The organism is Dyadobacter fanqingshengii (assembly GCF_023822005.2).
Classification (GTDB): domain Bacteria; phylum Bacteroidota; class Bacteroidia; order Cytophagales; family Spirosomataceae; genus Dyadobacter; species Dyadobacter fanqingshengii.
Map to the genome: position 1 here is coordinate 5707144 of NZ_CP098806.1, position 25256 is coordinate 5732399.

A 25256-nucleotide genomic window follows, 5' to 3' on the forward strand; every position below is an offset into this window, starting at 1 on the left:
TTATACACTACTTAACGTTAACAAAATTAACTAAAAAATGTCTTAGCCCGCTCAATAAATCAAAAAATTAAAGAACTCCTTTCGTCGAAGGCATGAAATCCAGTGCCTTCAAATCACGTCTGACGGCCATCTTTATTGCCTTTGCGAACGCTTTAAATATCGATTCAATCTTATGATGCTCATTGTCACCGCTTACCTGAATATTTAAATTAGATAGCGAGGTGTCTGAAAAAGATTTGAAAAAGTGAAAAAACATTTCCGTTGGCATTTCGCCGATCTTCTCTCTTTTGAATTCGGCATCCCAAACGATCCAGGGACGGCCGGAGAAATCAATGGCAACCTGCGCCAAAGCTTCGTCCATCGGAAGTAAAAATCCATATCGGCTGATGCCGCGCTTGTCGCCAATCGCCTGTCTGTAAGCTTCGCCCAATGCCAGCGCAGTATCCTCAATGGTGTGATGTTCATCAATATGCAGGTCGCCTTCGACCTGGATCGAAAGGTCAGCGCCTGAATGTCTGGCCAGTTGGTCCAGCATATGATCGAAAAATCCGAGTCCGGTGTGAATGTTGGCCCGGCCGCTTCCGTCCAGGTTTAGCTCCACTTTTATCTGCGTTTCCTTAGTATTGCGTTCAACGGACGCTTTTCGTGCAGGTAATTTTAAATGTTCGTAAATCGCATCCCAATCTTTTGAAACGAAGCTGGTAACCTCGTTCATTTTCTCTGATACGCCCGTTTCAGGAACGTTATCCAGCACTAAAATGGCCTTAGCACCCAGATTTACAGCCAGCTGAACATCTGTGAGTCGATCGCCGATCACGTAACTGTTTGCCAGGTCATATTCTTCTGAAAAATACTCGGACAGCATTCCTATGCCTGGTTTCCGGGTTGGCAGATTGTCTTCCGGAAAGCTGCGATCCACGTGAACATTGGTAAAATGTATGTTTTCTCCCGCTAGTGTCTGCAACATTTTATTTTGCGCCGGCCAGAATGTGGGTTCGGGGAATGAATCTGTTCCCAAGCCGTCCTGATTGGTTACCATGACCAGCTCATAATCAGTTTCTTCTGCAATCTTGCGGAGTGCGGATATTGCTTTTGGTAAAAATTCGAGTTTTTCTAATGAGTCTACCTGAAAATCCGTGGGAGGTTCAACGATGATCGTTCCGTCCCGATCAATAAATAAGACTTTTTTCATTAATGGTTATAAAAGATATGTTAGGCAAAAGGAATGTCTGTTCCCGCGTTCCTGCAAAGTTCGCAAACTATGTGGATTTGAAAAGATTTACACACAGCAATAGCGCCTTTTGTACAGAAAAGAGTAATGTTAAATTGTAACTTTGTATTTAAAATTTCGACTAAGATAATGTTTACAGGAATTGTAGAATCCGTTGCAACGCTTTTAAAAGTAGATTCAGAAGGCACAAATAAAACTTTTTCGTTTCAATCACCGATTGCACCTGAACTTAAAATTGATCAGAGCGTAAATCATAATGGCGTTTGCCTTACCGTGGTGGCTGTGGAAGGGGACACTTATAAGGTGACAGCCATTGAAGAAACATTGATCAAGACAAACCTGGGCGACCTGGCAGTTGATGATAAAATCAATCTGGAACGCTGTATGCCGGCCAATGGCAGGTTCGACGGCCACATTGTGCAAGGGCATGTGGACCAAACCGGCGTGTGCACTGCCATTGAAGAACGCGATGGAAGCTGGCTTTTCGACTTCGAATATGACGCTTCTACAGGAAATCTTACAGTGGAAAAAGGTTCTATATGTATCAATGGCGTGAGTCTTACCGTTTTTAACTCTGAAAAGAATGCATTCCGGGTCGCGATCATTCCTTATACCTATGAATTCACCAATTTTCACAGCCTTAAAGCGGGCGACCGCGTTAATCTTGAATTTGATATTCTTGGTAAGTACATTAAAAGAATTCTTGGCTCATATACAATGTAGTATATTGGCATCCTGAAATATTACGTTTATTTTTACCCGTCTATACATTTCGAGCATCATTAATACATGGCCAAAATAAGTACACAGTCCAGAACGGATCTATTCATACACATCGGAATTATAGTTTCACTGCTTTTGGTTCTTTTCCTGGGTTTCTTTTTTGTTTATCTGCCTTTCACAACCAATCATGGTGAGGCAGTAACCATCCCGGATTTAAAGAAAAAGAATGTTGAAGACCTCGAAGAATTTCTCGAAAGTCGTGACCTGCGTTACGAAGTGGATTGCACTTTCGTGGCCAATGTGCCTCCGCTGACAATTATTTCTCAATATCCATTGCCGGGTGCCAAAGTAAAAGAGGGCCGGAAAATATACGTTACCGTTTCGTCAAGGACAGCGCCATTGATCAAAATGCCCAAGCTGACGGATATGACGCACCGGAGCGCGCAAATGTTATTGAAAAGTGTCGGACTGGAAGAGGGAAACATTTCTTATGTGCCCGATATGGCGCAAAATGCAGTTTTAAAACAAATGTATAATGGCAAGGAAATCCTGCCTGGGCAGGCCATTGCCAAGGGCACGAAAATAGACCTTGAATTGGGAGAAGGGCTTGGTACTGCGCAATTTGAGGCGCCTTCCGTCTTGGGCTTACCGCTGGACGAGGCGAAAATCGCGCTGATCGGAGCCGGACTGAAAGTTGGTCAGCAAATGGAAATACCAGCAGAGGAAGGACAAGCAGCAGGCACGGTGGTGAGACAGAACCCCGACGCTGGAAATAATGTAAGAATAGGAGATGTAATCGATCTCTGGATCACACCACAGGCAGTTGAATCAGCTGGGAATGAGAATATATTACCGGAACAGTAAATTTTATTTTTATAATAAAAAACGTATAATTCTGACATTGCTGCTTGCGCTTTTTCAGTGTCAGTTGCTATATGCCCAATTGAAAGTGGTGCCCATCGACGGTTCCTACACCGAAGAGGAAGCCGAAACGCAAAGCACATTGCGGACGGAGGCGACCTTAAACCTGCCGTTTTTTGATGATTTTTCAACAACAAAAACAGCTAACCCGGATACCAAAAACTGGTTGCCGGGGAGCGGGGTTTACATTAACAACACACTTTCCAGCTCGCCGCCATCGCTCAACATTGCGACTTTCGACGGCCTTAATGCGACCGGCACGCCCTACAATCTCGTTAATCCGCTCACGCAAAATTTTACCGATACACTAACATCCCAACCGATAAATCTTGCCGGTAAAAAGGCAGCTGATTCGCTTTACATTAGTTTTCACTGGATGGCGAAAGGTTTAGGAGAGCTGCCTGATTCAAGTGATTATTTTCAACTGGAATTTTTGAGTAAGACCAATGGCTGGGTGACGGCGTGGCAACAGGTTGGTTACAAGCTGGATACGATTTATAAGAACCAGTTTGTGAAAATTACGGATCCGGCTTACCTCCATGATGCATTCCAGTTTAGGTTTCGTGCATATGGGCGGAATTCGGGTTATTATGACACCTGGCATCTGGATTATGTATATTTAAATGCAAAACGATCGGTCAGGCAGCCTTACATTTTCGATGTTGCGGTAAGAAAAGCTGTATCGCCTTTTCTAAAAAAATATACGGCCATGCCGCTCCGGCAATATCGAGCTAATCCGCAAGCGGCAACTGCTGATTCTGTGAGAACAGATGTCGTAAATAATTTCAATAATTTTAACATCCTGGCCAGCACATTCACGATCCGGGACGCCGCAAAGGGGACGGAATTGTTCCGGAATGTGCAGCGGTCTATCTATGTAGAGGCGCTCAAATCTAAGGCTTTGGCGGTGAAAACCGCACCGCTTGCAATAAATGCGAATCTTGATAGTTTAAAATTAATTACCAAATTCGTCGTAACGACAACGGACACCATTCCAGGGGTTAATTTAAAAACAAATGATTCCATCACGTCCAGAACTGACTTAACGGATTATTATGCATACGACGATGGAAGCGCGGAGTATGGCGTGCAGGTCAATCAAAAATTGGGGCGTGTAGCAGTTCAGTTTACACTCGCTAAGCCGGATACGATAGGAGGGATCAGGCTTGCCATGGTGCAGTTCAATAAAGACATTGCCGGGCAGGGATTTACGATCCAGATTTTTGACAATAAAAATGGCAAGCCGGACAAGGTTATTGCGCAAAGATCTGTGGGCGCACGATATCCCGCTCAGCGAAACGGATTTATCGACTACCCTTTTAGCGCGCCTGTTGCCGTTCCAGACACGTTTTACGTTGGCTGGCTCCAACTGAACGAGCAGCCAGTCACTGTTGGATTTGACAGGAATTCAATGCTGGGAAAGAATGTGGTATTTTATAATTTAGGAACGGAATGGGCCCGGGAAACTGCATTGAAAGGCAGCATTATGATCCGTCCCTATCTTGGAAAGAAGGCAGCAGGCATCGTTACTGGAAATGAACCCATCATTACTACTGAAATCCATTTTTACCCAAATCCAAACAGAGGAATTATTAATTGGGAAAATGCGTCTTTAAAACGAATCGAAATTTATTCCCTGCAAGGATATCTGGTTCAAACCATTATCCCGGAAACCGGCCAGCGATCTGCTGAGGTGCATGTTAATGAAGGAATTTATGTCGTTAAATCATCGGACGGGAAACGATCGTACGCGCAAAAAATGTTATTTGTCCAATAACCTCATTAATCAAAAAAGCAGAAATATGGATATTACCGTGGAAGAACTGAAAGAACGTCTTGACAAAGGTGAAGACCTGCATTTTTATGACGTTCGGGAAGAACACGAATACGAAGAAGATAACCTGGGCGCAAAACTGATCCCGCTTGGAGAATTGCCCGATCATCTGGACGAACTCGAACCTTTGAAAGATGAAGAAATTATCATTCATTGCCGTTCAGGCGCGAGGAGCGGTAAAGCGGCCCGTTTTTTGGAATCTCAGGGTTTTAATAATGTCAGAAATGTGCTGGGCGGAATTCTTGCCTATCGCGAATTGGAATAATATTCGGATTATTGATCCTTATTGTCACGAATCCTGGCCTGAATGTAGGTCAGGATTTTTTCGTATTCATCGGCCTGGAACCATTCAAAATTCCCCTGATGACGAAACCAGGTCAACTGTCGTTTGGCATATCGCCGTGAATTCTGTTTCAGCAGTCTGATCATTTCTTCTTCGTCATATTGCTTATCCAGAAAGCCATAAACTTCTTTATATCCCACGGTTTGCAGCGCATGGTGGGATCTGTAAGGCAGCAAATCTTTCGCCTCCGTAATAAGCCCATCTTGCAGCATGTGATCCATCCGAAGATCAATCCGGTTATACAATTCGGAGCGATCCCGGTCGAGCGCTATCAGTATTTGTTCAAAGGGCCGCTTTTGCGTTTGTTTTAAATGAAATTGAGAAATCGGAGAGCCGGTTGTATAAAAGACCTCCAACGCCCTGATTACGCGCTGCGGATTGTTGATTTCGGGTGTCAAGGCAAATGTTGGATCTATTTCGCTGATTTCGGCTTGCAGAGGAGCGAGACCATTTGCATGAAGCTTTTCTGTCAACGATTCTCTCAGGCCCGGCAAAGGCGCTGGCAGGTCGTCCAAACCCTCTGAAACTGCTTTAACGTAAAATCCGGAGCCTCCTGTCATTACTACGTAGTCATGTTTCTTAAAAAGGGTTTCCAACAGTTTCAAAACGTCACGTTCGAAGTCACCGGCACTGTAAATTTCGGAAATGGAATGTGAGTTGATAAAGTGATGATTTACCTGTGCAAGCTCATCAAGCGTTGGCTTAGCTGTGCCAATGTTCAATTCCCTAAAAAATTGTCGCGAATCTGCGGATATGATTTCAGTATGAAGCGCTTTGGCTATCTGGATGGATAATGCAGTTTTTCCAACCGCCGTTGGACCGGCAATGATGATCAGATATTTCCTCGGGCTTTCAGACATTCGGCGCTTTTATTTCAATTGTTAGGTCACCGCAAAATTACATATCAGGGATTTCAAGACACTACTTTTTCTCATATTTCAGCAACCGATCGTTGCGGACTTTTTAATCTTTTGGCGGCATGAAGGATTAGTAAATTTTTTTGTATAATTTATGGGTAAAACGCCCTTGTTCTCGTCAAATTGGAATTGGCCAGCGTACTAACTCTTAAAGTTTTCTTCTTAATTCTAAACAATTTCAATTCACATTCTAACCATTAAACATTATGTTCAAAAAATTATTACTATTTGCCTGGATCGGATCGATGGCTTTTCTGGTTGGTTGCGAGGGCGAGCAGGGAGAAGTAGGGCCGAAGGGAGATGCGGGTGTTGCTGGACCAGCCGGGCCGGCGGGACCTGCCGGACCAGCTGGTGAAGATGGAACCGGCTCGGGTGGGGGAGCCATTATTATATCTTCCGGTGCTGTTAAAACGGACACCTCCGGAAGCTTTAGCCTTGGTTACAACGATTTGACGCCAGCGGAGGACAGTCTTTTTCAATCTTCTGCAATATTGGTTTATATCAAATCGCAAAATGTGTACTGGCCGCTGCCTGGGGTAGTCGCTTTTGGATCTGGTGCCACTAGCGCAGTGAGTGAATTCACCTTTGTTCATGGAATTCAGGAAAGCACATTTTTCGTCGATATATTTCAAAGAGGTTGGTCTGAGGAGAACGTTCCTGCACCTGACAGATCTTTTCAGGATGTACGTGTTGTAATCATCCCGGGCATCATGGCAGGTAGAATGGATGCTGAAATTCTCAAAAGTTATGAGAAAACTATTGCAGCTTTAGGGCTGACAGAGGACAAAACGAAAATGTCAAAACCGTTGAAATTCAGGCTCCCAAAGAAGTGAGAAGACATAATAACAAAAAAGGTTATCCGCATCGGATAACCTTTTTTTATGCTTGAACATTGAGATTAATATTCCCAAAGTCCGTGTTCCAATTCCATTAACTCTTGCTCGTAGTTCAAAGACTTGATAAGAGCTTCTTTTTCGCCGTTATAGATGTCAAGAAACGCTCTGTCATTTGCATTGGAATACTTGGTGATACGTCCGTAAAACAAGCGCAAATCGAATGCATCAGCCAGGTTTTTATTCTGAGCAGTGTTATGTGTATTGTACCAGATATATTTCTTAGGATCACTTCTGAACAGTCTTTCCACATCTTTATAACGGAAAGAAGCAACTGGCAATTCAAGACCAGTAGCAGTTTGCTCAGATGGAAGAATGATCGTCAATGTTTGAATGTCATTATACAACCGTGATCTTTTCTTGTCAAATGTCCAGTCTTCTTTCACTTCCAGAATGCTCAATTGATCCGGGAAATATTCTTCCTCTGTGGATGCAACCTGAGTTTGGAAACTGCTATCAACCTTCGGCTGTTCAACAACTGGCTCTTCCGCTTTTGCTACTTCTGTTTTAGCACCTTTTTTGGTTGATTTTTTCTTTGGAGGGCCCCAGCCATCATCTTCTGCTGCTGCTTCCGGCTTTGTTTCTTTTTTTGTATTTCCCCATCCGTCGTCAGCTGCAGCAGCTGATTTAGTAGGATCAGCCTTAGGCTTGGCGCCCCAGCCATCATCCGCTTTCGCAGGCTCGCCAAAACCAGCCGCTATTTCTTCTGCTGATAGGCCGGCAGTTTGATTAGGGATTAATATACGCTTATGCAGTTCGTCAGCATCAATTTTTGTAGCGCATGAGTCATTTGTATAAGCATCAATCAAACCCGCTTTTGCAGCCTCCAGCAGATAACGTGTGATCTCATTATTTTTTGAGAACATAGAAACATTTTGTTTCTCTTTCAGATCGACCCTTCTCCAAAGCGTCCTTTTCATCAAAATGTCGCCGTCAGCGATCGGGCGTGATGAAAACTGGTTGGCCGTGGAATCTTCCTTTTCCTGGGCGAAGGCTGCGCCTGTACCCAATGACAAAGAAAGTAATGACCATGCAATCGTTTTTCCGTTCATTCTTCTCATAACATACATAAAGTGTATTGTCCAATCAACGATTAAAATTGATGAATTAGTATAGTGGTACGGTTCTGTATTGGTTACCCATCTCTACTTCGTTTACAGCACCCTTGAAATTCTGGCGCTCTACTTTTAAGATTGTAACCACATAACGATCACCTGGTTGTGCTTGTTGCGCAAGTGACGATATTGATCCGCCGCCTCCGTTCAATGTCACACCACCAATTCTTCTGTTTCCTCTTGCCAGTGAAATCTCAACTTGCGACACTCTGAATTTTGCATCTTCAGGAGAGAAATTCTTAAAACTTTCATCCGGCACAGCTATAACCTGAATGCTACGGGCTCCGGATGCCGGTGCGCCTTTACGTTCGTCATAAACAGCACCGTTAACTCTTACTTCAAGTGACGGCTTCGGCACCTTATTTACTCTAAATGGTTCAGAACCCAACACGTTACCAGCATTGCTAACCGTAATGTTAAGCTGTGCTTTGCTCGGAACGATTGTAAACTTTCCTTTTTGTCCGCTCTGGATAATTTCCCCGCCGTCGGTTGAGAAGCTAGGCGCCCAAAGAGGGCCCAATGCAGGACTTTGAATGCTTAATTTATTCGCGCAACCCAAATACAATGGTGGAAGTGTTCCTGTTTCAATCTGGTAGGAGGGCTTCACAACGAAGTATTCCTGGTTCATACTGTAAGTTGTATCCTTTCCTGAGGGCGTAGGAATCGTAATGCGGGCCTGCAATTCTTTGCGAACTACACCTTCTGCATTATAACCGCCACCCTGTGCAGTAAATTCAATCAAACCTACACCGTTCTCTACCTTAACAGGAGAACCGTTTAAGCTCATGCGAGGTGTAATACCCGAAGCAGAGGCCGCGATGAACATTTGTCCTTTGAATTTGGTACCAGCTACCACGGTTTTCGCATCAGCGCTAACCATTGCAAGCACGCGGTCAAATTTTACGTCAGCTGCACCTACTTTGCTGGCCAGGTAATTTAAAACTTCACCTTCCATACGGCGAATGTCTGTTTGTTTCTGGCTCAAAACGGCCAATGCAGCCGCAACAGGTGTCGATTCAAAATTCAGCTCTGCAAAATCTTTATTTCTTTGTTCCTTGTTTGCCTTAACACCAGGATCCTCTCTGCCGTCCATGGCAAGCATCTGAAATTTATTAGGAGACAATGCATTTAATTGAGTGGTATAGGCATTAAGCGTTTGTTTCAAGCCGTATGCCTTTCCTCTTTTTCCTTGTGCAATCATCAATTCAGCAACTTTGGCTTCTTCCTGAGGATTTTTGATTCCACCTTCCTCATTAAGTCCACCACCGGCTTTGGTGATGATTTCTTGTTTTAAGGAATTGATCTCGTTGGTAATGTCAGCAGTGAATTTGCGAACCTCTTCTGCTTGTTTGATTACCGCAACGTCAGCCGACCGGTTTCCCGCCTTTTCAACGGCTGCTTTAATTTTCAGTACAGTTTCCTGGTTTATTTTATTAGCTGCTCCGGAGGATAGTTCCAAAGAATTGTTCAGAAGAATGAATTTTTCTATGATGGCTGAGCTTACCTGCAATGCAAGCATTGCAGTAAGTACCAGGTACATCATGCCAATCATCTTTTGACGGGGTGTTTCTTTTCCACCTGCCATATATTCAGTAATCAGTTATCAGTGATTGAATAATTTATTGATAACAAACAATTAATAACTCTCAGAAGGATTTACTATATGCTTGCTAAACTGATATTATGCATTACCACCACGCATGGCAGTCAGCATATTACCGTAAATGCCATTCAAAGACGAAATATTTGTCGTCAGCTTGGACATTTCATTTTTAAACACTTGTGATTCTTTGGTAGCATCGGCCATGTTTTCCATCGCAGCTGTCAGGTTACCGTAGAATGCATTCATTGCTTTCAAATGCTTCGTTGTGTCCTGCAATTCAAGTTCATAAACCGCATTAAGCGCGCCCATGTTCTTTGTAATTTGCTGGAATTGTTCACGATATGATTGTGCATCTTTGGTAGCATCGGCCATAGAACTCATCGCACTGATGGCAACACCGTAAGATTTATTCATATCATTGATCGCAGTTGACGCACTTTTCACATTTCTTGCGTAATCATTAGTAGCAACAGTTGCATCGGTAAGATCGCTGATTTTGCCAACTGTTTCAGAAAGATTTCTGAAACCTTTTCCAAGGCTGTCAAAAACCTCAGGTCCAAGTTTAGCATTGTCAAGCATGTTGTCCAATTTAGCAGTTACACCACTTGAAGATGTAGAACCACGTGTGATGGCAGGACCGTTGTAATTATCGTCAAGCTCAGGATAAACGCGCGTCCAATCCGGCTCGCGGTCAGAAGATTGTGTCAGTGTTTGAAGTGCATAAAGTAAAAATATAAGTACCTCAGTACCCAATCCGGCAGTTAGTAAAGGGCCGCCGAAATCCCAGTGTTGAATTTTTGCTAACGCTCCCAAAATAACAACGGCAGCACCTGCGCTATATATTGTTGGTACCAGTTTATCCCAAAAAAAATTAGGTCCGCTATTCTTAGCCATACTTATTGAAATCAGTTACAGTGAAAAAATTAGATATTGATATGAAAAGTGTTTTGAGCAGGTCGTAAAAAAGAAGCAGTGTTCAAAACGCTGCTTCTTTTTCGAAGAGATTCTATCTAGCGACGGCGTGCACGGGCACCTCCGCGATCATTAACATTGTCCATTACGCAGCGGAAGCCGATGAAAGCACGACGTTCTGTTTCATATTCGAAAGTTCTCGTGCCAGTCTGTAAGTAGTAAGCGATGTCTTTCCATGAACCGCCTTTCACAACCTTACGAGGTTCATCAGGATTGTCATATCTTGGGTTCATATCCCAAACGATTGCCGTTGCATTGTCTGTATAAGCATCCGATGTCCACTCTGCAACGTTTCCAGCCATGTTATAAAGACCGAAATCATTTGGGTTGTAAGCGTTAGCCGGACCTGTATAAGGATAGCCATCCGCATCATAATTTCCGCGTTGTGGCTTGAAGTTCGCTAAGAAACATCCTTTGGCGTTCATCGTGTAAGGGTTACCCCAAGGGTATTTGGCAACTGCACGTCCGCCCCTTGCCGCCCATTCCCATTCTGCTTCTGTCGGAAGACGGAAACCTGTGGAATTGAATTGTCCTTCTTTGTTTTGGAAATCGTGCAAAAGGTTGGTACGCCATTTTGAGAAATACTGAGCTCCCTGCCAGCTAACACCTACAACAGGGTAAGTATCAAAACCCGGGTGCTGATAGTAATATTCAACAAACGGATCACCATTAGAATAAGCAAAGTCTTTTTTCCAGGCTGTTGTATCAGGATAGTATTTGGACATAATTTCTTCTTCTCCCAAAACTGAAACAGAGTCAACCAGCAAGGCATTCACAAACTGGCGATATTCGTTGTTTGTGATTTCAGTGTCATCCATAAAGAATGAGCTGATCGTCACGCGACGGTTCATGTTGTTCATGGACGAAGCTATATCTTCATCGGCCTGTCCCATTACAAAGGAACCAGATGGTATCACCACCATTCCAGCCGGAGTTGTCTGCTTATAACCTTTACGGGCTGTCGCTGTAATTTCCCCGTTTTGAATCCCGCTTTCCTCTTGTCCTCCCTTGCCAAACTTACTTTTGATAAACCCGCAACTTTGCATGAGCATAAGAGCGGCTATCAAAAGCAGACTTTTGACTCCATCCCGATAGAACACTTTCACATTCATAGTGTTTTTGTAAAATTTGAATAATAAAATGTTAGCCTAAAAACGTCGACTGGTGATATATAGTATACTTGAAATACAAACAAAAATAACAATCTCACGCTCAGCAGGATTCTGGGAGAAATCATATTGTGGAGCTCCCGTATCCGTCACAAAGCCTGCATTTATCGAGTTAACGTAAGAATAAGATAAATGGTATAAGGCAAGATTATTTTACAAATATAAATTAAAGTTTTGCAAACTGCTTAACTACAATTACCTACTGGTTTACAAAAACCGTTTAATAAATGGCAAATTGGCCACTTTTTTAATAATTTCCGGATTCCATAGTACTATATACGGAGCATTTTTCCTTGCCGTCTAAAATCTGAAACGCGGCGTCCGAATAATAGTCTTTTTGCCAAACTTTGGAGAAGGCAATGCATAGGACAACATTACTTCGAAAGATGACGGTGCTTTTGATTCATTTCCTCCCAGTACAAGATCATACGCTCCCGAGAGCTTGAGCGATTGATCCGGCAGCAAATAAATCCCCCCCATTAAGATAAAATACGTGTCCTGCTGTCTGTAAGTTCCGCCAATCCAATAACGCTTATTATAGGTTACGGTTGCGCCGCCCTCACCTGAAAACGTGCTAATGTCTGATTTTAAAAGGACAATAGGCTGTATATCAAGCATGTAACCGAGTTCAATGTTTATGCCAGCATTAAAATAGAGCGTTTGGGGTAACGGATTGGTCGCCGTTGTGGATCCCAGTTGATATTTCGGCTCTAAAAGGTGGTTTAAAGAAAGACCGGCGTAGAAGGTTTCATTTTCAAATCGTGCGCCGATAGAAAAGTCGGGGTTGATTTCCGAAATGTTGCCGGTTGGAATCAAAGGATCATCGAGATCCTGATATCTTAACTTACTGTAATCAATAGACTGTCTGAATAAACCCGCGCTCGCACCAACCTGAAAATTGCCTCCGAAAGCGGGAATGCGGTAAGCTGCCGAAACTTTAAAATCCTGGTCTGTACGCGGTCCACTGCGGTCATTCAATGCATAGAACCCAATTCCAAAATTCTTGATAGGCATACTGAATGCAAAAAGCTGGGTTGAAAGCGCACCGCCTTCGTCCGTAACATTTGTGCCCTGATAGCCTGCGTATTGCGTTCTGTGTGTGAGCTGGAACTTGGTGAGCCCGTCCGCCCCAGCTGCTGCCGGATTAAGATATAACTGATTGAGAGAAAATAAGCTGAATTGTGCGTCTTTCTGAGCCATCGCACCGGAGGTGGTCAGGAGTATTATTGCAAGCAGCCGGTTATATTTAATACTTCGAATAATAAACGTCAAAGTCATGCCTGTGGGTTTGGTTAAGGAACACGCCGGGAGTTTTCGGATTTTATTTATAACGCATATTGCTTAAAAAAATTGATAAAATAACAAAAAAGCCCCGGAAATTTTCCGGGGCTTTTTTGGGGGAAAAACGACTCAAACATTGTTCGCTTGTCTGATATAAAGGTCGAGCGCGCCGGTCATAGACGGGGCATTCGGCAATGGTGCCTGAATGTCCAGAAAAAGACCTGCATCTGTCACTGCTTTTGCTGTTGTTGGGCCGAAAGCAGCAATACGCGTAGAGTTTTGCTTGTAATCAGGGAAGTTATCGTATAGCGACTTTATCCCCGACGGGCTGAAAAATGCAATGATATCGTAGTAAACATCCTCCAAGTCAGAGAGATCAGCAGAACCGGTCTGATACATGGTTGCCTCAACGAAATGGAATTCTTCTGTATCTGCAAACTCAGGAATGTCATTTTTACGAACGTCCGAGCACGGATAAAGGAATTTCTCCTTCTTATGTTTCCGCATCAGCTCGATCAGTTCAGCGGCTGTTTTAGTGCCTGTGAAGATTTTACGCTTGCGGATCACAATATATTTCTGAAGATAATTGGCAGTCTGTTCCGAAATGCAGAAATATTTCATCGTCGCCGGCACTTCCACTCTTCCTTCATTACAGATCCGAAAGAAATGATCAATGGCATTACGGCTGGTAAAAATAACCGCAGTATGATCCAGAATGTTGATTTTTTGCTTGCGAAACTCTTTATAAGAAACTCCGTCAATTTGTATGAACGGCCTGAAATCTACTTTAATATTATACTTTTTGGCCAATTCATAGTAAGGTGAATTCTCGTCGGCTGGTCTGGATTGACTAACTAAAAGGCTGGTTACTTTTTTAAGCCGCTCCTGATCAAAATGGATGGTATCACTCATGTATAATCCTCATTAGTTTAAATTCCGTTTCATGTTCTGCAATTACAAAGCAAACTTTATGCCGACAATGAGCGGGATTATTTCAATGACGCAAAGGTACGAAAATAAATACAGATTAATCAACGAACCCGGAGGCTTGGTTACAATGTATAATGCCAGGAATCTCGCTGAATAGAACAGTAAAAATGGGGCCAGAACATAGGTTCTCATCTCATTTAGCCAGTTTATGTGGTTGAAACTGAGCATGAAAACCAGCAGAAACAGTGCTGCATAAAACAGGTAAGAGGATTGTATTATTTTAAGAAAGATGATATCGACCGTCTTGTCCAGATTGAGCATGTTACCGGCCATTACCATGCCTATATATTTGAGATATGTAAGCAGGAAGAAAATGGCGGAAAGGATGAAAAAGTCTCCCACAATTTGCAGCGTATTTGACTTTTCAGATAATATCGTGCTGACAGAAAATACATTAAGCTCATTTGCCGAAAAGAAAACCACGATAAAGCTCATCAGCATCGAAGTGATGATAACGAAAAATATAACGGTGTTGCTGTAAGGTTTGTTAATTTTAGAAAGCTGATCCCTTGGATCGTTATTGAAAAACTCAATAGGATTTATCAAACGTATAAATGACAAGGGGTTAGCATTGAAAATCCAGACGGTCAGTATGAGAATGAGAATGAGGGAAAGGGCTGCGAAGTTACCGAACGGCGTAAATGTGATGGGTTTAATGTTAATAAAATTGCGTCCTGCCTGCTCAATGGTCATGGGATCATTGCGTTTCTTTTTGTTACAAAGCAGCACAGATTTGTCCCCAATGCCCGAACTGCCGTAAACTGTAAGCAGCAATTCGTCTTTTTTGTAGAGCTTGTAAAGGCTATCAATGTTGAGTTCCTGCCACTGGTCTTTGGCCACCTTGTTCTGAAGGGAGCCTTCTAAAAACAGATAACTCTCATTTTCAGCTTTTACGAGCAGCACATACCGACGGTTTTTAACGAGATCAATGTATAAGCTGACATAACGCGCGCCCTCGTTCACGCCCTGGGAGAATGGGACGTAGTTTTTGTATTGAGGATTGTAAACGAGCCAGTCGTTCTGGTAATCGTATACCGGGAAATATTGCTCGGGAGGATTAACTTCGGCCGCGCCGGAAGCCATTGTTCCGGAAACGGAAAAAGCGATGAGAAAAGCCCAAAAAAGCGTAAAAGAAATGGACTTCATTGGTATAAAAAAGGGCGGGGTTTCCCCAGCCCTCTTAAAAAGTTATATGTAAGCAGGTTACTATTTTCTTCCAAGAGCGATCAGCATCGTTTCGCCGATCAATGCAGGCGATTCAGCTACAAAAATACCTGACTCCTTCATAATTCTGATTTTAGCTTCTGCTGTATCGTCAGCACCACCGATAATTGCACCCGCATGGCCCATTCTGCGTCCTTTCGGAGCAGTTTGTCCGGCGATGAAACCTACGACCGGCTTTTTGTTACCCGTTGATTTAATGTAGTTGGCAGCATCCGCTTCCATGCTTCCACCAATTTCGCCGATCATGACGATTGCTTCCGTTTCAGGGTCGTTCATTAACAATTCAACCGCTTCCTTCGTTGTTGTTCCAATGATAGGGTCACCTCCGATTCCGATGGCAGTCGTTTGTCCAAGTCCTGCACGCGTCAATTGGTCAACAGCTTCGTAAGTTAATGTTCCTGATTTTGACACAAGACCAACCGTTCCTTTTTTGAAGATAAAACCTGGCATAATGCCCACTTTACATTCCTCAGCAGTGATAACACCCGGACAGTTTGGGCCGATCAGACGGCAATTTTTGTTTTTAATATATTCTTTTGCCTGCATCATGTCCTTGGTAGGGATACCTTCGGTGATACAAACGATAACGCCAATTCCAGCATCAGCAGCTTCCATAATAGCATCAGCAGCAAAAGCCGGAGGAACGAAAATGATAGATACATCCGCACCAGTCGCACGAACAGCCAGGTCAACAGTGTTAAAAACAGGTCTTTCAAGATGTGAAAGGCCGCCTTTGCCCGGAGTTACGCCACCTACGACATTAGTACCGTATTCGATCATTTGCTGGGCGTGAAAAGAGCCCTCCGATCCGGTAAATCCCTGAACTATAATCTTAGAATTTTTATTAACTAAAACGCTCATGTTGGTAAATCAGTTTTTTTGGTAAAAGTAGAACGAAAAGCACGAAGTAGCAAAATGTAGCCAGAATTTGTAAATTGCTTTTTTGACAATACTAAGCAGGTTTATGCAGATACTCAGCAGCCCACATATATTTTCCAACTTAGTTCTGAGTTTTACCAGTTTATTTATTTTTTCAAGGTATTTCAGAATGCAGCCGTTTATCAGCAAGTGGCTCTGGGGCATATTTTTGTTTTTTATCGCCCTTGTCGCACTTACGGATCTGCTCGTGTACGCAGGCGTGGAAAGCCTGGAAACCATCCACGAGATCGCCATCGCGGGCGAAATGACATTGGGCGCATTTTGCCTGGTGTCTGCGTCGTGGTGCCTTATCATGCGTTATAAAGCAGGTACCTACTTCTTTGCATCCACCATTGGGCTGGGGTTGCTGCTGATGTATTGTATAACCTGGTTTGGCGTCGAATACGTAGGTCTCATCATTAAATCCCTCGCGATACTGATCACATTGCTCATATCATGCGTCGGACTGGCAAGCCGTCAAAAAAGTGCGTTGTGGGTGATATTTTCCATGATGTTGCTGGCATTGTCCACCAAATCTGGGAATCTTCCGATTCCAATGGACCCGGTGGATATTAACCATTATATGATGGTGCTGTCCGTTATTTGCGTTGGCAGGGCCATGCGGGATCAGTATAAAATCCTTTTTTAAACCTATTTATCAAACAAATGTTAATGGATTGTTTTTTTTAAATACCGCGTCGTAAATTGCACCAGTTAATTATCAAACAATCAAGTTTACTAATACTCTTAATATGAAAACGACGAAGTATGGCGTAATGCTTCTTGCCTCAGTTTTGGCTTTTGGAGCTGTTACAATGAACACTGCTGAGGCTAAATTGCCAGCCAAAGCAGTTGTTAGCGATGTGAAACAAGCTAAAACCATCGTTATAAAAGGAAGTGATGCAATGCAGTTTGACCTTAAAGAGATCAAAGTTAAAGCTGGACAAAAAGTGAAACTGACTTTGACACACTCAGGTAAACTTGCAAAAGCTGCAATGGGACATAACTGGGTTTTGTTGAAGCCAGGAACTGACGTTGCTGCATTCGGGTCGAAAGCTGCTGCTGCAAGAGAAACAGAATACATTCCTAAGGCGGAAGAAGCAAGCATCATCGCGCATACCAAGCTGGTTGGCGGTGGCGAAAGCGACACAGTGGAATTTACTGCACCTGCAAAAGGAACTTACACTTACATCTGCAGTTTCCCTGGTCACTATGCTTTGATGAAAGGAACATTCATTGTTGAATAAGTAATTTAGAAATACAAAAAAAGCGCTGGTCTCTATGATCAGCGCTTTTTTTATGTCCTTTCGGTTTTAGATTTCCGCGAGTTGCTTCTCGATCAGATCCACGATTTCCGGCCTGTCCCACTGCGACGCGCCGACTTCTTCCACTAATATCTTGCCTTTGTAAATAATGTAAGTTCTTGGAATTGCATTGCCGTCCAGCGCAGGAGGATAAGCGCCCGCAAACTGATAAAAAGGTAAATTGTAGCCTTTACGTGCGATGAATGGATTTACTGTCTCAGCATCTTCATCAGAAATAATGTAGAACGATACTTTTTCGTGTGTTTTGTATTTATCGTAAAGTTTCTGAATGCCCGGCATTTCCATGTTGCAAGGCCCGCACCAGGTAGCCCATACATTTAAAAACACCAGCTTATTTTCATCCATCGCCACTGGTTTGCCTTCCAGGTCTCTCAGATCAGACAAATAAACAGACGCTGCTGCATCTTGCCCAGGAACAGCATTTTCTACATTAGCCTCTTTACTGTCTATCGGTTCAACGAACGAATAATACACAGCTCCCGCTGCAATGAGTAGCAAAATGACGACAAAAATTTTCTTTGAAGTGGCTGTCATAACTGGTGTAGGATTGGTGAATAAAAGCGATTCCGCAGGCGGAATTGAAATGGTAAAAGTAACCATATTCTGCCAAAAGCACTTTAAAAACTACGTTGGAAAAATAGGGCGTGCGATTTTTGATGCGTAGTAGGAATTTGAATACTTTTATAGGATAAATAAAAAACAAATCTGATTTGAGGAAACGGTTTACATTCATGAAAGTTCTAATTTTTGGTCTAATTTCCCTCTCTGCAATTTTTTTCTCTAACTCCACTTTTGCTCAACGATCGGCTGCGGAATTTTTTGAAGAAGGCAATACCAGGGCAGGAACCGGTGATTTCAACGGTGCACTGCAAGCTTATTCTACGGTAATTTCAATGAGTCCGGAACATGCACCCAGCTTTTTCAACCGTGGACTGGCCAAGGCAAACCTGAAAGATTTCAGAGGAGCCATTCTGGATTACAACCGCGCTATTGAGCTCAATCCCAAAGAACCGCTTTATTACCAAAGCAGGGGCGTGAGTAAAAGTTTGCAGGATGATTTTTCGTCAGCCATTGAGGATTATTCCAAAGCTTTGGAATTAAATGCAGATGACCCGAAGATCTACTACAACCGGGGTGTGAGCTATGCCAAAATGAAAAAGCACCGCAGCGCGCTTACGGATCTCGATAAAGCATTATCCCTCAACCCGGACGAGCTTGCAGCTTTATACGCACGGGGAAATTGTAAGCAGGATTTGCAGGAGTATGCAGGCAGTCTGGCCGATTTCACGAGAGTGATTGAGTTAAGCCCGAAAAGAACAGGTGCTTATGCAGGCCGGGGATTGGCAAAAATAGAATTAGGCGATTTCCAGGGAGCCGTCGCAGATTTCACACGTGCCATCGAGCTGAGTCCTAATGAGAGTGATTTTTATGAAAAAAGAGGCTTTGCGAAAAACAAGCTCGAAGACTTTCAGGGAGCAGTAATTGATTTTGATAAAACGATTCAGTTGAATGCTCAGAATTACCAGGCGTTTTATGGAAGAGGTTATGCCAAAGGTAAACTCAATGATCCAAGGGGCGCCATCGCTGATCTTTCTACGTCAATTGAATTGAAAAACACCTATGTAGGCGATCCAAAAAAGGTAGCATATACTGGCAAAATAAATCGTGAGACGCTCGATGCATTGAGAGATCAGGTTCAGCATAATATTAAAATAGATCATCTGAGTGCCGACAGGGCCGAGGCTTATTTTGTAAGGGGCGTCAGCAAAGCCAAGGTAGGGGAGGTAAAAGGAGCGATTCAGGACCTTACAGCCGCAGTTGAACTAAACCCAACCTATTCAACTGCATTCTTCTCGCGCGCAATGGTACGCTCGGCAAGCGGCGATCAGATGGGCGCGGTTATGGACTTTTCCAGCTCTATCAAATTGCGTTCCGATTACCCGGAAGCGTATTATTTAAGGGGAATTTTGAAAAATAGTCTGGGCGAAGTCCATGATGGTTGCCTGGATTTAAGTAAGGCGGGCGAATTGGGTTACCAGCAGGCGTATAAAGTGATTGGCAGTTATTGCAATTAATCTTAGTAAAAAACAAAAAAAGGAAAGGGTTAACGATCATGATCATTAACCCTTTCCTATATAATGCCGGCTTGTAAGTTAAGCCTTTTTCAATTTCTCAGCTACCTTATCCCAGTTCACTACATCCCAGAATGCTTTGATGTAATCCGGGCGTTTGTTTTGGTAATGCAGATAATAGGCATGCTCCCACACGTCAAGTCCCAGGATCGGCGTTCCTTTGAAATCGGAAATGTCCATTAACGGGTTATCCTGATTCGGCGTCGATCCGATCGCCAGTTTACCATCCTTCGCAACCAACCAGGCCCATCCGGAACCGAAACGCGTTGTTGCCGCTTTTGCAAACTCTTCTTTGAATTTATCGATGGAACCAAACTGACCATTAATCGCATCCGCAACAGGTCCGGCAGGAGCAGCAGCTTTTTTCGGCCCCATTACTTCCCAAAAAAACGTATGGTTCCAGTGTCCACCACCGTTGTTTCGAATGGCAGCGGGCGCTTTGCCAATGGTTTTTATGATATCGTCCAGCGATTTTTTCTCGTATTCGGTTCCTTTAACAGCGTCGTTGAGATTTTTTACATAAGTCGCGTGGTGTTTCCCGTAATGGATTTCCATGGTCATCTTATCAATGCTGGGTTCCAGCGCACGAAAGTCGTAAGGAAGGGGAGCTTGTTTGAATGGGGCCATTTCGGCTTGCAGGCCTTCTGCTGAGTTTGCAAATGACTGGCTGGACAACGCGCTCATAGCCAGGGAACTTCCTGCTAATGTCTTTAAGAAGTCGGTTCTATTCATAACAGTCTTTCGGTAAAGTGTTTAGTCCTTAATCGTAGGCCACCCGGCTTACGATACTGCGCCCGAGGGTAATCTCATCCGCGTATTCAAGGTCGCCCCCGATTGGGATTCCACGGGCAATTGTACTCATTTTCACACCGGTCGGTTTCAGTTTTTTTTGCAGATAAAAGGCGGTTGTATCGCCTTCCATCGTCGGGCTCAAAGCGAGGATAATTTCCTTCACGGGCTCCGCGTCTTCCGGATGCTCTATTCTTTTTATTAATGAATCAATTTGCAGGTCTGAAGGCCCTATGCCTTCCAACGGAGAAATAATTCCTCCCAAAACATGATAAAGCCCTTTATATTGATTGGTCGACTCAATCGCCAGCACATCGCGCGTATCCACAACTACACATATGATCGAATTATCGCGTCTTGGATTGCTGCAAATGTTACATAACCGGTCGTCAGCAATGTTGTGGCACTTTTCACAGTACGAGGTTTTGGTCCGCATGTTGATAAGCGCCTCCGAAAGAGACCGGGTTTGTTCTTCCTCTCTCTTAAGCAAATGTAATGCCAGACGCAGCGCTGTTTTTTTTCCTATTCCCGGCAGACGGGAGATTTCACTTACGGCTTCCTCAATAAGACGTGAGGGGTAATTCATGTGAAAAGTTGAGTGAGACTAGTGGATTTCTGCGGAGATTCCGCGACGGCAAATTTCATTGCGCATGCCGGTCAATTCTTCAAAAGCACCCTCCTTCACAGAGCATTTGCCTTTGTAATGTATGATCAATGTACATTGTTCAGCTTGTTCGTTGGTGTGGCCGCAAACTTCAATTAATGTATCAATGACCCAATCAAATGTATTTACGTCATCATTGTAGATAACCAGTTTCTGAAGATCGGTTTCTACAGTTTTATCCAGAATTTCTACCTCAGTGTCTGTAAGCGCTTGCATAACAACCAAATTTCTGTTTGATTAGCAAATCTAAACAAAAACGCAGATTAACGGAAGTTTTAAGCGCCTTTTAATCCGCTGCTAAAATTCACAAATAACCCGCTTTAATGAATCCATATATTTCTTTGGTCATCCTGATCGCGTATTTCGGGATGCTCATTACGGTCTCCATTTACACTTCAAAAGGAGCAGATACCAATACATTTTTCACTGCAAACAGGCAGTCGCCGTGGTATCTTGTGGCATTTGGAATGATCGGGACTTCACTATCCGGCGTGACATTTGTTTCGGTCCCGGGAGCGGTTGTTAACATTCAATTTTCCTATTTTCAAGTCGTTATAGGCTACATTCTGGGTTATCTGGTCATCGGCACAGTGCTGATGCCGCTGTATTACCGGTTGAACCTCATATCCATTTATTCTTATCTCGAACAGCGCTTTGGTTTTTGGTCTTACAAGACGGGTTCCGGCTTTTTTCTGCTTTCGCGTACAATTGGTTCAGCAGTAAGGCTTTATGTTGCCGCGCAGGTTTTGCAGATCGCGTTGTTCAAGCCGCTGGGCATTCCGTTTGAAGTTGCAGTGGCCATTACAATCTTCCTGATCTGGGTTTATACATTCAAAGGCGGTGTTAAAACGATTATTGTTACGGATACTTTACAAACGTTTTTCCTGATCACCGCCGTTATCCTGACCATTGTGCTGGTGTCTAATGAGCTGAATCTGGATGGCTTCGGCGATATATGGAACCGGGTGCAAACGAGCGGATATTCCAAGATTTTTTACTGGGATACCAATGACCCGAAGAACTTCTTCAAACAATTCTTCGCCGGCGTGTTTATTGCCATAGTAATGACGGGGCTGGATCAGGATTTGATGCAGAAAAACCTGACTTGCAAGAACATAGGAGAAGCGCAGAAGAATATGTTCTGGTTTACGGTTGTGCTCGTAATTGTGAATTTCCTATTCCTGTCCCTGGGCGCACTGCTTTACGTATATGCGGAAGCGCAAGGAATTCCGACGCCAGCGAAGTCTGATGATTTCTATCCCATGCTGGCCCTCAACCATTTAGGCCTTGTCGTGGGAATCACATTCCTGCTGGGGATTACAGCAGCCACCTACGCAAGTTCCGACTCTGCATTAACCGCATTAACTACGGCTTTTTGCATCGATTTTATGAACATTGAAAAACGGCCGGAGGCGCAGCGCTCATCCATCAAATTCTGGGTCCATATCGGGTTTTCGGTGGTTTTCTATCTGGTGATATTGGTTTTTAACCGGCTTAATAGCAAAGAAGTGATCACAGCAGTGTTTGATCTGGCAGGGTATACTTATGGGCCGTTACTGGGGCTGTTTTCCTTCGGAGCTTTTCTTAAACGACCTGTAAAAGATAAGTGGGTGCCGCTGGTCTGCATGCTCGCACCTGTACTGACTTACATTATCAATGATCATTCGGCAGAATGGTTCAATGGTTATAAGTTTGGTTTTGAGAGGTTGATTATCAATGGTTTAATTACTTTCATAGGGCTTTGGCTACTGCACGATCCCAAAGCCAAACGTTACGCGCCCAATCCGCTTGTTAGATAAAAGAATTTCCTCAAATAAATCGTCTTTTTCTTTGAAATCGGTGACATGTTTTCCGATTTATATCTTGCATTTATGCAAAAAAATATTAACTTTCTGATAAATCTGACGCCCTTTCGCGCCTTTGATGGATGCTTACTGAAAGATTGAGTTGAGTTAAAAATGTTTTTAACAAACTAAACTTTTATAGTATGAAAACATTGTCAGTATTTCTATTAGGAGTCCTACTGTGCATCTCATGCACCGACAAGACCAAAGAAGAAGAGGCTAAACGCGAAGCAGATTTCGCAGCGAACCTTGAAAAGGAAAAGAAAGCGATCAACGACGTAATTGAAAACGAAACCAAATCATTCTTCGCCAGAGATTACAATGCATGGAAAGCTAACTATGCACAAACAGACTACGCATTCCAGGCTTGGAGCAACAATGATGGAACATTCGATTCCAATGTAGGCTGGGAGGATATTAACAAGCAGATTGGTAAATACATCGCGGACAACCCCGAGCCTGTTTCAAGCCATCCGATTGTTGAAAGGAAAAATGTAAAGTATAAGTTCTTCGATGACAATGTGGCCTATCTCACCTGGGACCAGTTTAACAGCGATAAAATGGAAAAGAACTTTCACCATAGCAAGGAAGTCAGGCTGATGGAAAAGATCAATGGTGAGTGGAAAATCGTTTGTGTTTCGGCTTTCTGGGATTACAAGCATTTGATTCCGGCGAGCCGTTTGCCGATGATCAAGAAGATCGCTAACGAAAGCAGAGGCAAAAATAAAATCTAAGGTGATGCAACCTGTGAGCGTGCAATTCTGGTTTGATTTCGTTCGGTTTTAATAGGAAATGTTCGGTTATGAACAGCTTTTAAAAAAGGGAATGACTATGAAAAAAAATTGAAAAGTATTCTTAACTTACTGATATAGAGTTTATTACAATCGGAATGTGTCGGTTAAATTTTCTTCGGAAATGAAACTGGCACATTCCTTTTTTGTATATAGTCAACTGTGCAGATGTACGGTCATAACTAGAAAACTATATTAGCCATGAAAATTTCAAACATTTCAAACCTGTTCTGCGCACTGGCGCTTACTTTGTCTCTTGCTTCATTTACAACAGACAAAAAGAAAAACAACGAAGAAAAAGCCGCTGCTGATGCGGTGGTTTTTGATGCCGCTCTTTACAAAGTGAAAGAAACCAATAAAGTTAAACTGTCCGTTGACAAGGCCGCTGACGAAAGATTGAGAATCATCTTGAAAGACAAAGGCGGAAGAGTATTCTATTCAGAAGTGTTCAATGATAAAGACTCGAAATATCGCCGCGTATTTGACCTTGAAGAAATGAATGACGGTGTTTATTATTTCGAGTTGTTTTACAATAAGAAAAAATTGGTGAAAGAAGTGCAGATCCAAAGCACCAGCGAGAAATTGATTTCCCTGTAGTAATATAAGGTTCGAATAAGAAAAAGGCTCTTCATCCACTGGGTGAAGAGCCTTTTCTTATTATCAGTTGAGCTCCTTTTCAGGATCCCAAAAACATTCGTTCCAATTCTGAATGCGGTCGTCTTTCACGACAACGCCTTCACTTTCCAGTCTTTCCTGCATGGTTGTCGGCGTTTCGAAAAGATGCCGGGCACTCAGCTCACCTTGTTTGTTGACGACACGGTGCGCGGGTAATTCATATTGCGTAAAACTGTTTCCCATGGCCCAGCCCACCATCCTGGCACCGCGTTTTGCACCCAGGTAGGCTGCAATTGCACCGTAGGAAGTAGCGCGGCCTTTTGGAATTTGCCTTACTACATCGTAAACATCAGTGAAAAAATCATTTTCCTGCTTCATGCGCTCTCAATCGGCTTTGCTGGCGTTCATCAATTTCCCGCGTCAGTTGATCATACCAATTTGGCCCATAGGCACGCATGAGCGGTTCTTTGAGAAATTTATAAACAGGAACGCCTAATTCCTGACCCAAGCTGCAAGCAGGGCTGCATATTTCCCAGCGATCATAATTGAGCGCATGATATTGTTCATATTTGGTGACCCTTATCGGATACAGATGACAGGAAATCGGTTTTTTATAAGAGATTTTTCCATCATTGTATGCTTGCTCAATGCCGCATTTCAGAATGCCTCTTTCATCATAAAGAGCATAAGCACATTCCTTGCCGTTAATAATGGGCGTGACATAATCACCATCCCAATCTTTGGTATAAGTCCCTTCTTTGGCAATTACATCCTTTCCGGCCTGGGTTAAATATGGTTCAACGTGCGGGTAGATCTCATCCAGAATAGCAAGCTCATCTTCGTCCAGCGGCGCACCCGAATCTCCCTCCACACAGCAAGCACCTTTGCATTTGTCCAGATTACAGACAAAAAACTGGTCTTCAATGTCATCACTAATGCATGTATTCTCAATGAGTATCATA

27 protein-coding genes are annotated in these 25256 nt (G+C 43.3%); 11 read left to right on the forward strand and 16 right to left on the reverse strand.

Annotated elements, in window-relative coordinates; all coding sequences use genetic code 11:
- Positions 1-67: 67 nt before the first annotated feature.
- Entirely contained in the window at positions 68-1192 is a 1125-nt protein-coding gene (gene hisB / locus NFI81_RS23905) for a bifunctional histidinol-phosphatase/imidazoleglycerol-phosphate dehydratase HisB (protein ID WP_234616001.1), read from the reverse strand.
- Between the two features lie 168 nt (positions 1193-1360).
- Between hisB and NFI81_RS23910 the strand changes: the two genes are divergently transcribed.
- From NFI81_RS23910 to NFI81_RS23925, 4 genes are all read left to right on the forward strand, one after another.
- Positions 1361-1954 (forward strand): riboflavin synthase, encoded by a 594-nt coding sequence (locus NFI81_RS23910; protein WP_234616002.1) that lies wholly within the window; start codon positions 1361-1363, stop codon positions 1952-1954.
- Between the two features lie 66 nt (positions 1955-2020).
- Positions 2021-2818: a PASTA domain-containing protein gene (locus NFI81_RS23915; RefSeq protein WP_234616003.1), complete on the forward strand. Its 798-nt coding sequence runs from the start codon at positions 2021-2023 to the stop codon at positions 2816-2818.
- A complete protein-coding gene (locus NFI81_RS23920) occupies positions 2793-4652 on the forward strand; it encodes a T9SS type A sorting domain-containing protein (protein ID WP_234616004.1) in 1860 nt (619 codons plus the stop codon). The genes NFI81_RS23915 and NFI81_RS23920 overlap by 26 nt, the downstream gene beginning before the upstream one ends.
- A gap of 25 nt (positions 4653-4677) precedes the next feature.
- Positions 4678-4974 (forward strand): rhodanese-like domain-containing protein, encoded by a 297-nt coding sequence (locus NFI81_RS23925; RefSeq protein ID WP_234616005.1) that lies wholly within the window; start codon positions 4678-4680, stop codon positions 4972-4974.
- 8 nt (positions 4975-4982) lie between these two features.
- Here NFI81_RS23925 and miaA read toward each other — a convergent pair whose 3' ends face one another.
- On the reverse strand, positions 4983-5912 hold the full coding sequence (miaA, locus tag NFI81_RS23930; protein ID WP_234616006.1) for a tRNA (adenosine(37)-N6)-dimethylallyltransferase MiaA: 930 nt from the start codon (positions 5910-5912) through the stop codon (positions 4983-4985).
- 263 nt (positions 5913-6175) lie between these two features.
- Here miaA and NFI81_RS23935 point away from each other — a divergent pair, with 263 nt between their 5' ends.
- Positions 6176-6802 carry a hypothetical protein gene (locus tag NFI81_RS23935; RefSeq protein WP_234616007.1) on the forward strand — a complete coding sequence of 209 codons (627 nt, stop codon included), beginning with the start codon at positions 6176-6178 and terminating at the stop codon, positions 6800-6802.
- Positions 6803-6867: 65 nt separating this feature from the next.
- On the opposite strand, the gene porN is transcribed toward NFI81_RS23935, so the two are convergent.
- The 8 genes from porN to sucD all read right to left on the reverse strand — a co-directional run bounded on the left by porN (position 6868) and on the right by sucD (position 16077).
- On the reverse strand, positions 6868-7932 hold the full coding sequence (gene porN / locus NFI81_RS23940; protein WP_234616008.1) for a type IX secretion system ring subunit PorN/GldN: 1065 nt from the start codon (positions 7930-7932) through the stop codon (positions 6868-6870).
- Between the two features lie 37 nt (positions 7933-7969).
- Positions 7970-9562 (reverse strand): type IX secretion system motor protein PorM/GldM, encoded by a 1593-nt coding sequence (gene porM / locus NFI81_RS23945; protein ID WP_255717656.1) that lies wholly within the window; start codon positions 9560-9562, stop codon positions 7970-7972.
- A gap of 96 nt (positions 9563-9658) precedes the next feature.
- Positions 9659-10474, reverse strand: coding sequence for a type IX secretion system motor protein PorL/GldL (gene porL / locus NFI81_RS23950; RefSeq protein WP_234616009.1), 816 nt, complete (start codon positions 10472-10474; stop codon positions 9659-9661).
- Between the two features lie 116 nt (positions 10475-10590).
- Positions 10591-11664: a T9SS ring complex lipoprotein PorK/GldK gene (gene porK / locus NFI81_RS23955; protein WP_234616010.1), complete on the reverse strand. Its 1074-nt coding sequence runs from the start codon at positions 11662-11664 to the stop codon at positions 10591-10593.
- Positions 11665-12021: 357 nt separating this feature from the next.
- Entirely contained in the window at positions 12022-12999 is a 978-nt protein-coding gene (locus tag NFI81_RS23960; RefSeq protein WP_234616011.1) for a PorP/SprF family type IX secretion system membrane protein, read from the reverse strand.
- 132 nt (positions 13000-13131) lie between these two features.
- On the reverse strand, positions 13132-13914 hold the full coding sequence (locus NFI81_RS23965) for a uroporphyrinogen-III synthase (RefSeq protein ID WP_234616012.1): 783 nt from the start codon (positions 13912-13914) through the stop codon (positions 13132-13134).
- Positions 13915-13956: 42 nt separating this feature from the next.
- Positions 13957-15138: a DUF4271 domain-containing protein gene (locus NFI81_RS23970; protein WP_234616013.1), complete on the reverse strand. Its 1182-nt coding sequence runs from the start codon at positions 15136-15138 to the stop codon at positions 13957-13959.
- A gap of 60 nt (positions 15139-15198) precedes the next feature.
- Entirely contained in the window at positions 15199-16077 is an 879-nt protein-coding gene (gene sucD, locus NFI81_RS23975) for a succinate--CoA ligase subunit alpha (protein WP_234603991.1), read from the reverse strand.
- Positions 16078-16264: 187 nt separating this feature from the next.
- On the opposite strand from sucD, the gene NFI81_RS23980 reads away from it, so the two are divergent.
- The gene (locus tag NFI81_RS23980; RefSeq protein ID WP_234616014.1) at positions 16265-16783 is read left to right on the forward strand and encodes a hypothetical protein; all 519 of its coding nucleotides are present in this window, start codon (positions 16265-16267) and stop codon (positions 16781-16783) included.
- A 103-nt stretch (positions 16784-16886) separates the two neighbouring features.
- Complete coding sequence (gene azu / locus NFI81_RS23985; RefSeq protein ID WP_234616015.1) at positions 16887-17381, forward strand: azurin; 495 nt, start codon at positions 16887-16889, stop codon at positions 17379-17381.
- 66 nt (positions 17382-17447) lie between these two features.
- Here the strand turns inward: azu and NFI81_RS23990 are convergent, their stop codons facing one another.
- Positions 17448-17993 carry a TlpA family protein disulfide reductase gene (locus NFI81_RS23990; protein ID WP_234616016.1) on the reverse strand — a complete coding sequence of 182 codons (546 nt, stop codon included), beginning with the start codon at positions 17991-17993 and terminating at the stop codon, positions 17448-17450.
- A gap of 197 nt (positions 17994-18190) precedes the next feature.
- Between NFI81_RS23990 and NFI81_RS23995 the strand changes: the two genes are divergently transcribed.
- A complete protein-coding gene (locus NFI81_RS23995; RefSeq protein ID WP_234616017.1) occupies positions 18191-19534 on the forward strand; it encodes a tetratricopeptide repeat protein in 1344 nt (447 codons plus the stop codon).
- A gap of 78 nt (positions 19535-19612) precedes the next feature.
- On the opposite strand, the gene NFI81_RS24000 is transcribed toward NFI81_RS23995, so the two are convergent.
- The 3 genes from NFI81_RS24000 to NFI81_RS24010 are packed head-to-tail and all read right to left on the reverse strand — an operon-like array spanning position 19613 to position 21260.
- Positions 19613-20323 carry a superoxide dismutase gene (locus NFI81_RS24000; protein ID WP_275949722.1) on the reverse strand — a complete coding sequence of 237 codons (711 nt, stop codon included), beginning with the start codon at positions 20321-20323 and terminating at the stop codon, positions 19613-19615.
- Between the two features lie 28 nt (positions 20324-20351).
- On the reverse strand, positions 20352-20966 hold the full coding sequence (gene recR, locus NFI81_RS24005) for a recombination mediator RecR (protein WP_234616018.1): 615 nt from the start codon (positions 20964-20966) through the stop codon (positions 20352-20354).
- Positions 20967-20984: 18 nt separating this feature from the next.
- Positions 20985-21260, reverse strand: coding sequence for an ATP-dependent Clp protease adaptor ClpS (locus NFI81_RS24010; protein ID WP_082216086.1), 276 nt, complete (start codon positions 21258-21260; stop codon positions 20985-20987).
- Positions 21261-21367: 107 nt separating this feature from the next.
- Between NFI81_RS24010 and NFI81_RS24015 the strand changes: the two genes are divergently transcribed.
- From NFI81_RS24015 to NFI81_RS24025, 3 genes are all read left to right on the forward strand, one after another.
- Positions 21368-22843 carry a sodium:solute symporter gene (locus tag NFI81_RS24015; RefSeq protein WP_234616019.1) on the forward strand — a complete coding sequence of 492 codons (1476 nt, stop codon included), beginning with the start codon at positions 21368-21370 and terminating at the stop codon, positions 22841-22843.
- 188 nt (positions 22844-23031) lie between these two features.
- Entirely contained in the window at positions 23032-23622 is a 591-nt protein-coding gene (locus NFI81_RS24020; protein WP_234616020.1) for a hypothetical protein, read from the forward strand.
- Positions 23623-23880: 258 nt separating this feature from the next.
- Positions 23881-24276 (forward strand): hypothetical protein, encoded by a 396-nt coding sequence (locus NFI81_RS24025; RefSeq protein WP_234616021.1) that lies wholly within the window; start codon positions 23881-23883, stop codon positions 24274-24276.
- A 63-nt stretch (positions 24277-24339) separates the two neighbouring features.
- Here NFI81_RS24025 and NFI81_RS24030 read toward each other — a convergent pair whose 3' ends face one another.
- Both NFI81_RS24030 and NFI81_RS24035 read right to left on the reverse strand, forming a co-directional pair.
- Positions 24340-24672, reverse strand: coding sequence for an MGMT family protein (locus NFI81_RS24030; RefSeq protein WP_234616022.1), 333 nt, complete (start codon positions 24670-24672; stop codon positions 24340-24342).
- Positions 24656-25255 (reverse strand): DUF3109 family protein, encoded by a 600-nt coding sequence (locus tag NFI81_RS24035; protein WP_234616023.1) that lies wholly within the window; start codon positions 25253-25255, stop codon positions 24656-24658. The genes NFI81_RS24030 and NFI81_RS24035 overlap by 17 nt, the downstream gene beginning before the upstream one ends.
- Between the last annotated feature and the right edge of the window lies 1 nt (position 25256).

Bases quoted from the DNA above. Each gene is read 5' to 3' on its own strand.
- NFI81_RS24000 (WP_275949722.1), bottom strand. From the start codon at position 20,323: ATGAATAGAACCGACTTCTTAAAGACATTAGCAGGAAGTTCCCTGGCT.
- NFI81_RS23910 (WP_234616002.1), top strand. From the start codon at position 1,361: ATGTTTACAGGAATTGTAGAATCCGTTGCAACGCTTTTAAAAGTAGAT.
- NFI81_RS23935 (WP_234616007.1), top strand. From the start codon at position 6,176: ATGTTCAAAAAATTATTACTATTTGCCTGGATCGGATCGATGGCTTTT.
- miaA (WP_234616006.1), bottom strand. From the start codon at position 5,912: ATGTCTGAAAGCCCGAGGAAATATCTGATCATCATTGCCGGTCCAACG.
- porK (WP_234616010.1), bottom strand. From the start codon at position 11,664: ATGAATGTGAAAGTGTTCTATCGGGATGGAGTCAAAAGTCTGCTTTTG.
- NFI81_RS24030 (WP_234616022.1), bottom strand. From the start codon at position 24,672: ATGAAGCAGGAAAATGATTTTTTCACTGATGTTTACGATGTAGTAAGG.
- azu (WP_234616015.1), top strand. From the start codon at position 16,887: ATGAAAACGACGAAGTATGGCGTAATGCTTCTTGCCTCAGTTTTGGCT.
- NFI81_RS23960 (WP_234616011.1), bottom strand. From the start codon at position 12,999: ATGACTTTGACGTTTATTATTCGAAGTATTAAATATAACCGGCTGCTT.
- NFI81_RS24025 (WP_234616021.1), top strand. From the start codon at position 23,881: ATGAAAATTTCAAACATTTCAAACCTGTTCTGCGCACTGGCGCTTACT.
- NFI81_RS23990 (WP_234616016.1), bottom strand. From the start codon at position 17,993: ATGACAGCCACTTCAAAGAAAATTTTTGTCGTCATTTTGCTACTCATT.
- NFI81_RS23920 (WP_234616004.1), top strand. From the start codon at position 2,793: ATGAGAATATATTACCGGAACAGTAAATTTTATTTTTATAATAAAAAA.
- NFI81_RS24035 (WP_234616023.1), bottom strand. From the start codon at position 25,255: ATGATACTCATTGAGAATACATGCATTAGTGATGACATTGAAGACCAG.
- NFI81_RS23970 (WP_234616013.1), bottom strand. From the start codon at position 15,138: ATGAAGTCCATTTCTTTTACGCTTTTTTGGGCTTTTCTCATCGCTTTT.
- porL (WP_234616009.1), bottom strand. From the start codon at position 10,474: ATGGCTAAGAATAGCGGACCTAATTTTTTTTGGGATAAACTGGTACCA.
- NFI81_RS24010 (WP_082216086.1), bottom strand. From the start codon at position 21,260: ATGCAAGCGCTTACAGACACTGAGGTAGAAATTCTGGATAAAACTGTA.
- NFI81_RS24015 (WP_234616019.1), top strand. From the start codon at position 21,368: ATGAATCCATATATTTCTTTGGTCATCCTGATCGCGTATTTCGGGATG.
- NFI81_RS23995 (WP_234616017.1), top strand. From the start codon at position 18,191: ATGAAAGTTCTAATTTTTGGTCTAATTTCCCTCTCTGCAATTTTTTTC.
- NFI81_RS23925 (WP_234616005.1), top strand. From the start codon at position 4,678: ATGGATATTACCGTGGAAGAACTGAAAGAACGTCTTGACAAAGGTGAA.
- NFI81_RS24020 (WP_234616020.1), top strand. From the start codon at position 23,032: ATGAAAACATTGTCAGTATTTCTATTAGGAGTCCTACTGTGCATCTCA.
- NFI81_RS23965 (WP_234616012.1), bottom strand. From the start codon at position 13,914: ATGAGTGATACCATCCATTTTGATCAGGAGCGGCTTAAAAAAGTAACC.
- hisB (WP_234616001.1), bottom strand. From the start codon at position 1,192: ATGAAAAAAGTCTTATTTATTGATCGGGACGGAACGATCATCGTTGAA.
- sucD (WP_234603991.1), bottom strand. From the start codon at position 16,077: ATGAGCGTTTTAGTTAATAAAAATTCTAAGATTATAGTTCAGGGATTT.
- recR (WP_234616018.1), bottom strand. From the start codon at position 20,966: ATGAATTACCCCTCACGTCTTATTGAGGAAGCCGTAAGTGAAATCTCC.
- porM (WP_255717656.1), bottom strand. From the start codon at position 9,562: ATGGCAGGTGGAAAAGAAACACCCCGTCAAAAGATGATTGGCATGATG.
- NFI81_RS23915 (WP_234616003.1), top strand. From the start codon at position 2,021: ATGGCCAAAATAAGTACACAGTCCAGAACGGATCTATTCATACACATC.
- NFI81_RS23980 (WP_234616014.1), top strand. From the start codon at position 16,265: ATGCAGCCGTTTATCAGCAAGTGGCTCTGGGGCATATTTTTGTTTTTT.
- porN (WP_234616008.1), bottom strand. From the start codon at position 7,932: ATGTATGTTATGAGAAGAATGAACGGAAAAACGATTGCATGGTCATTA.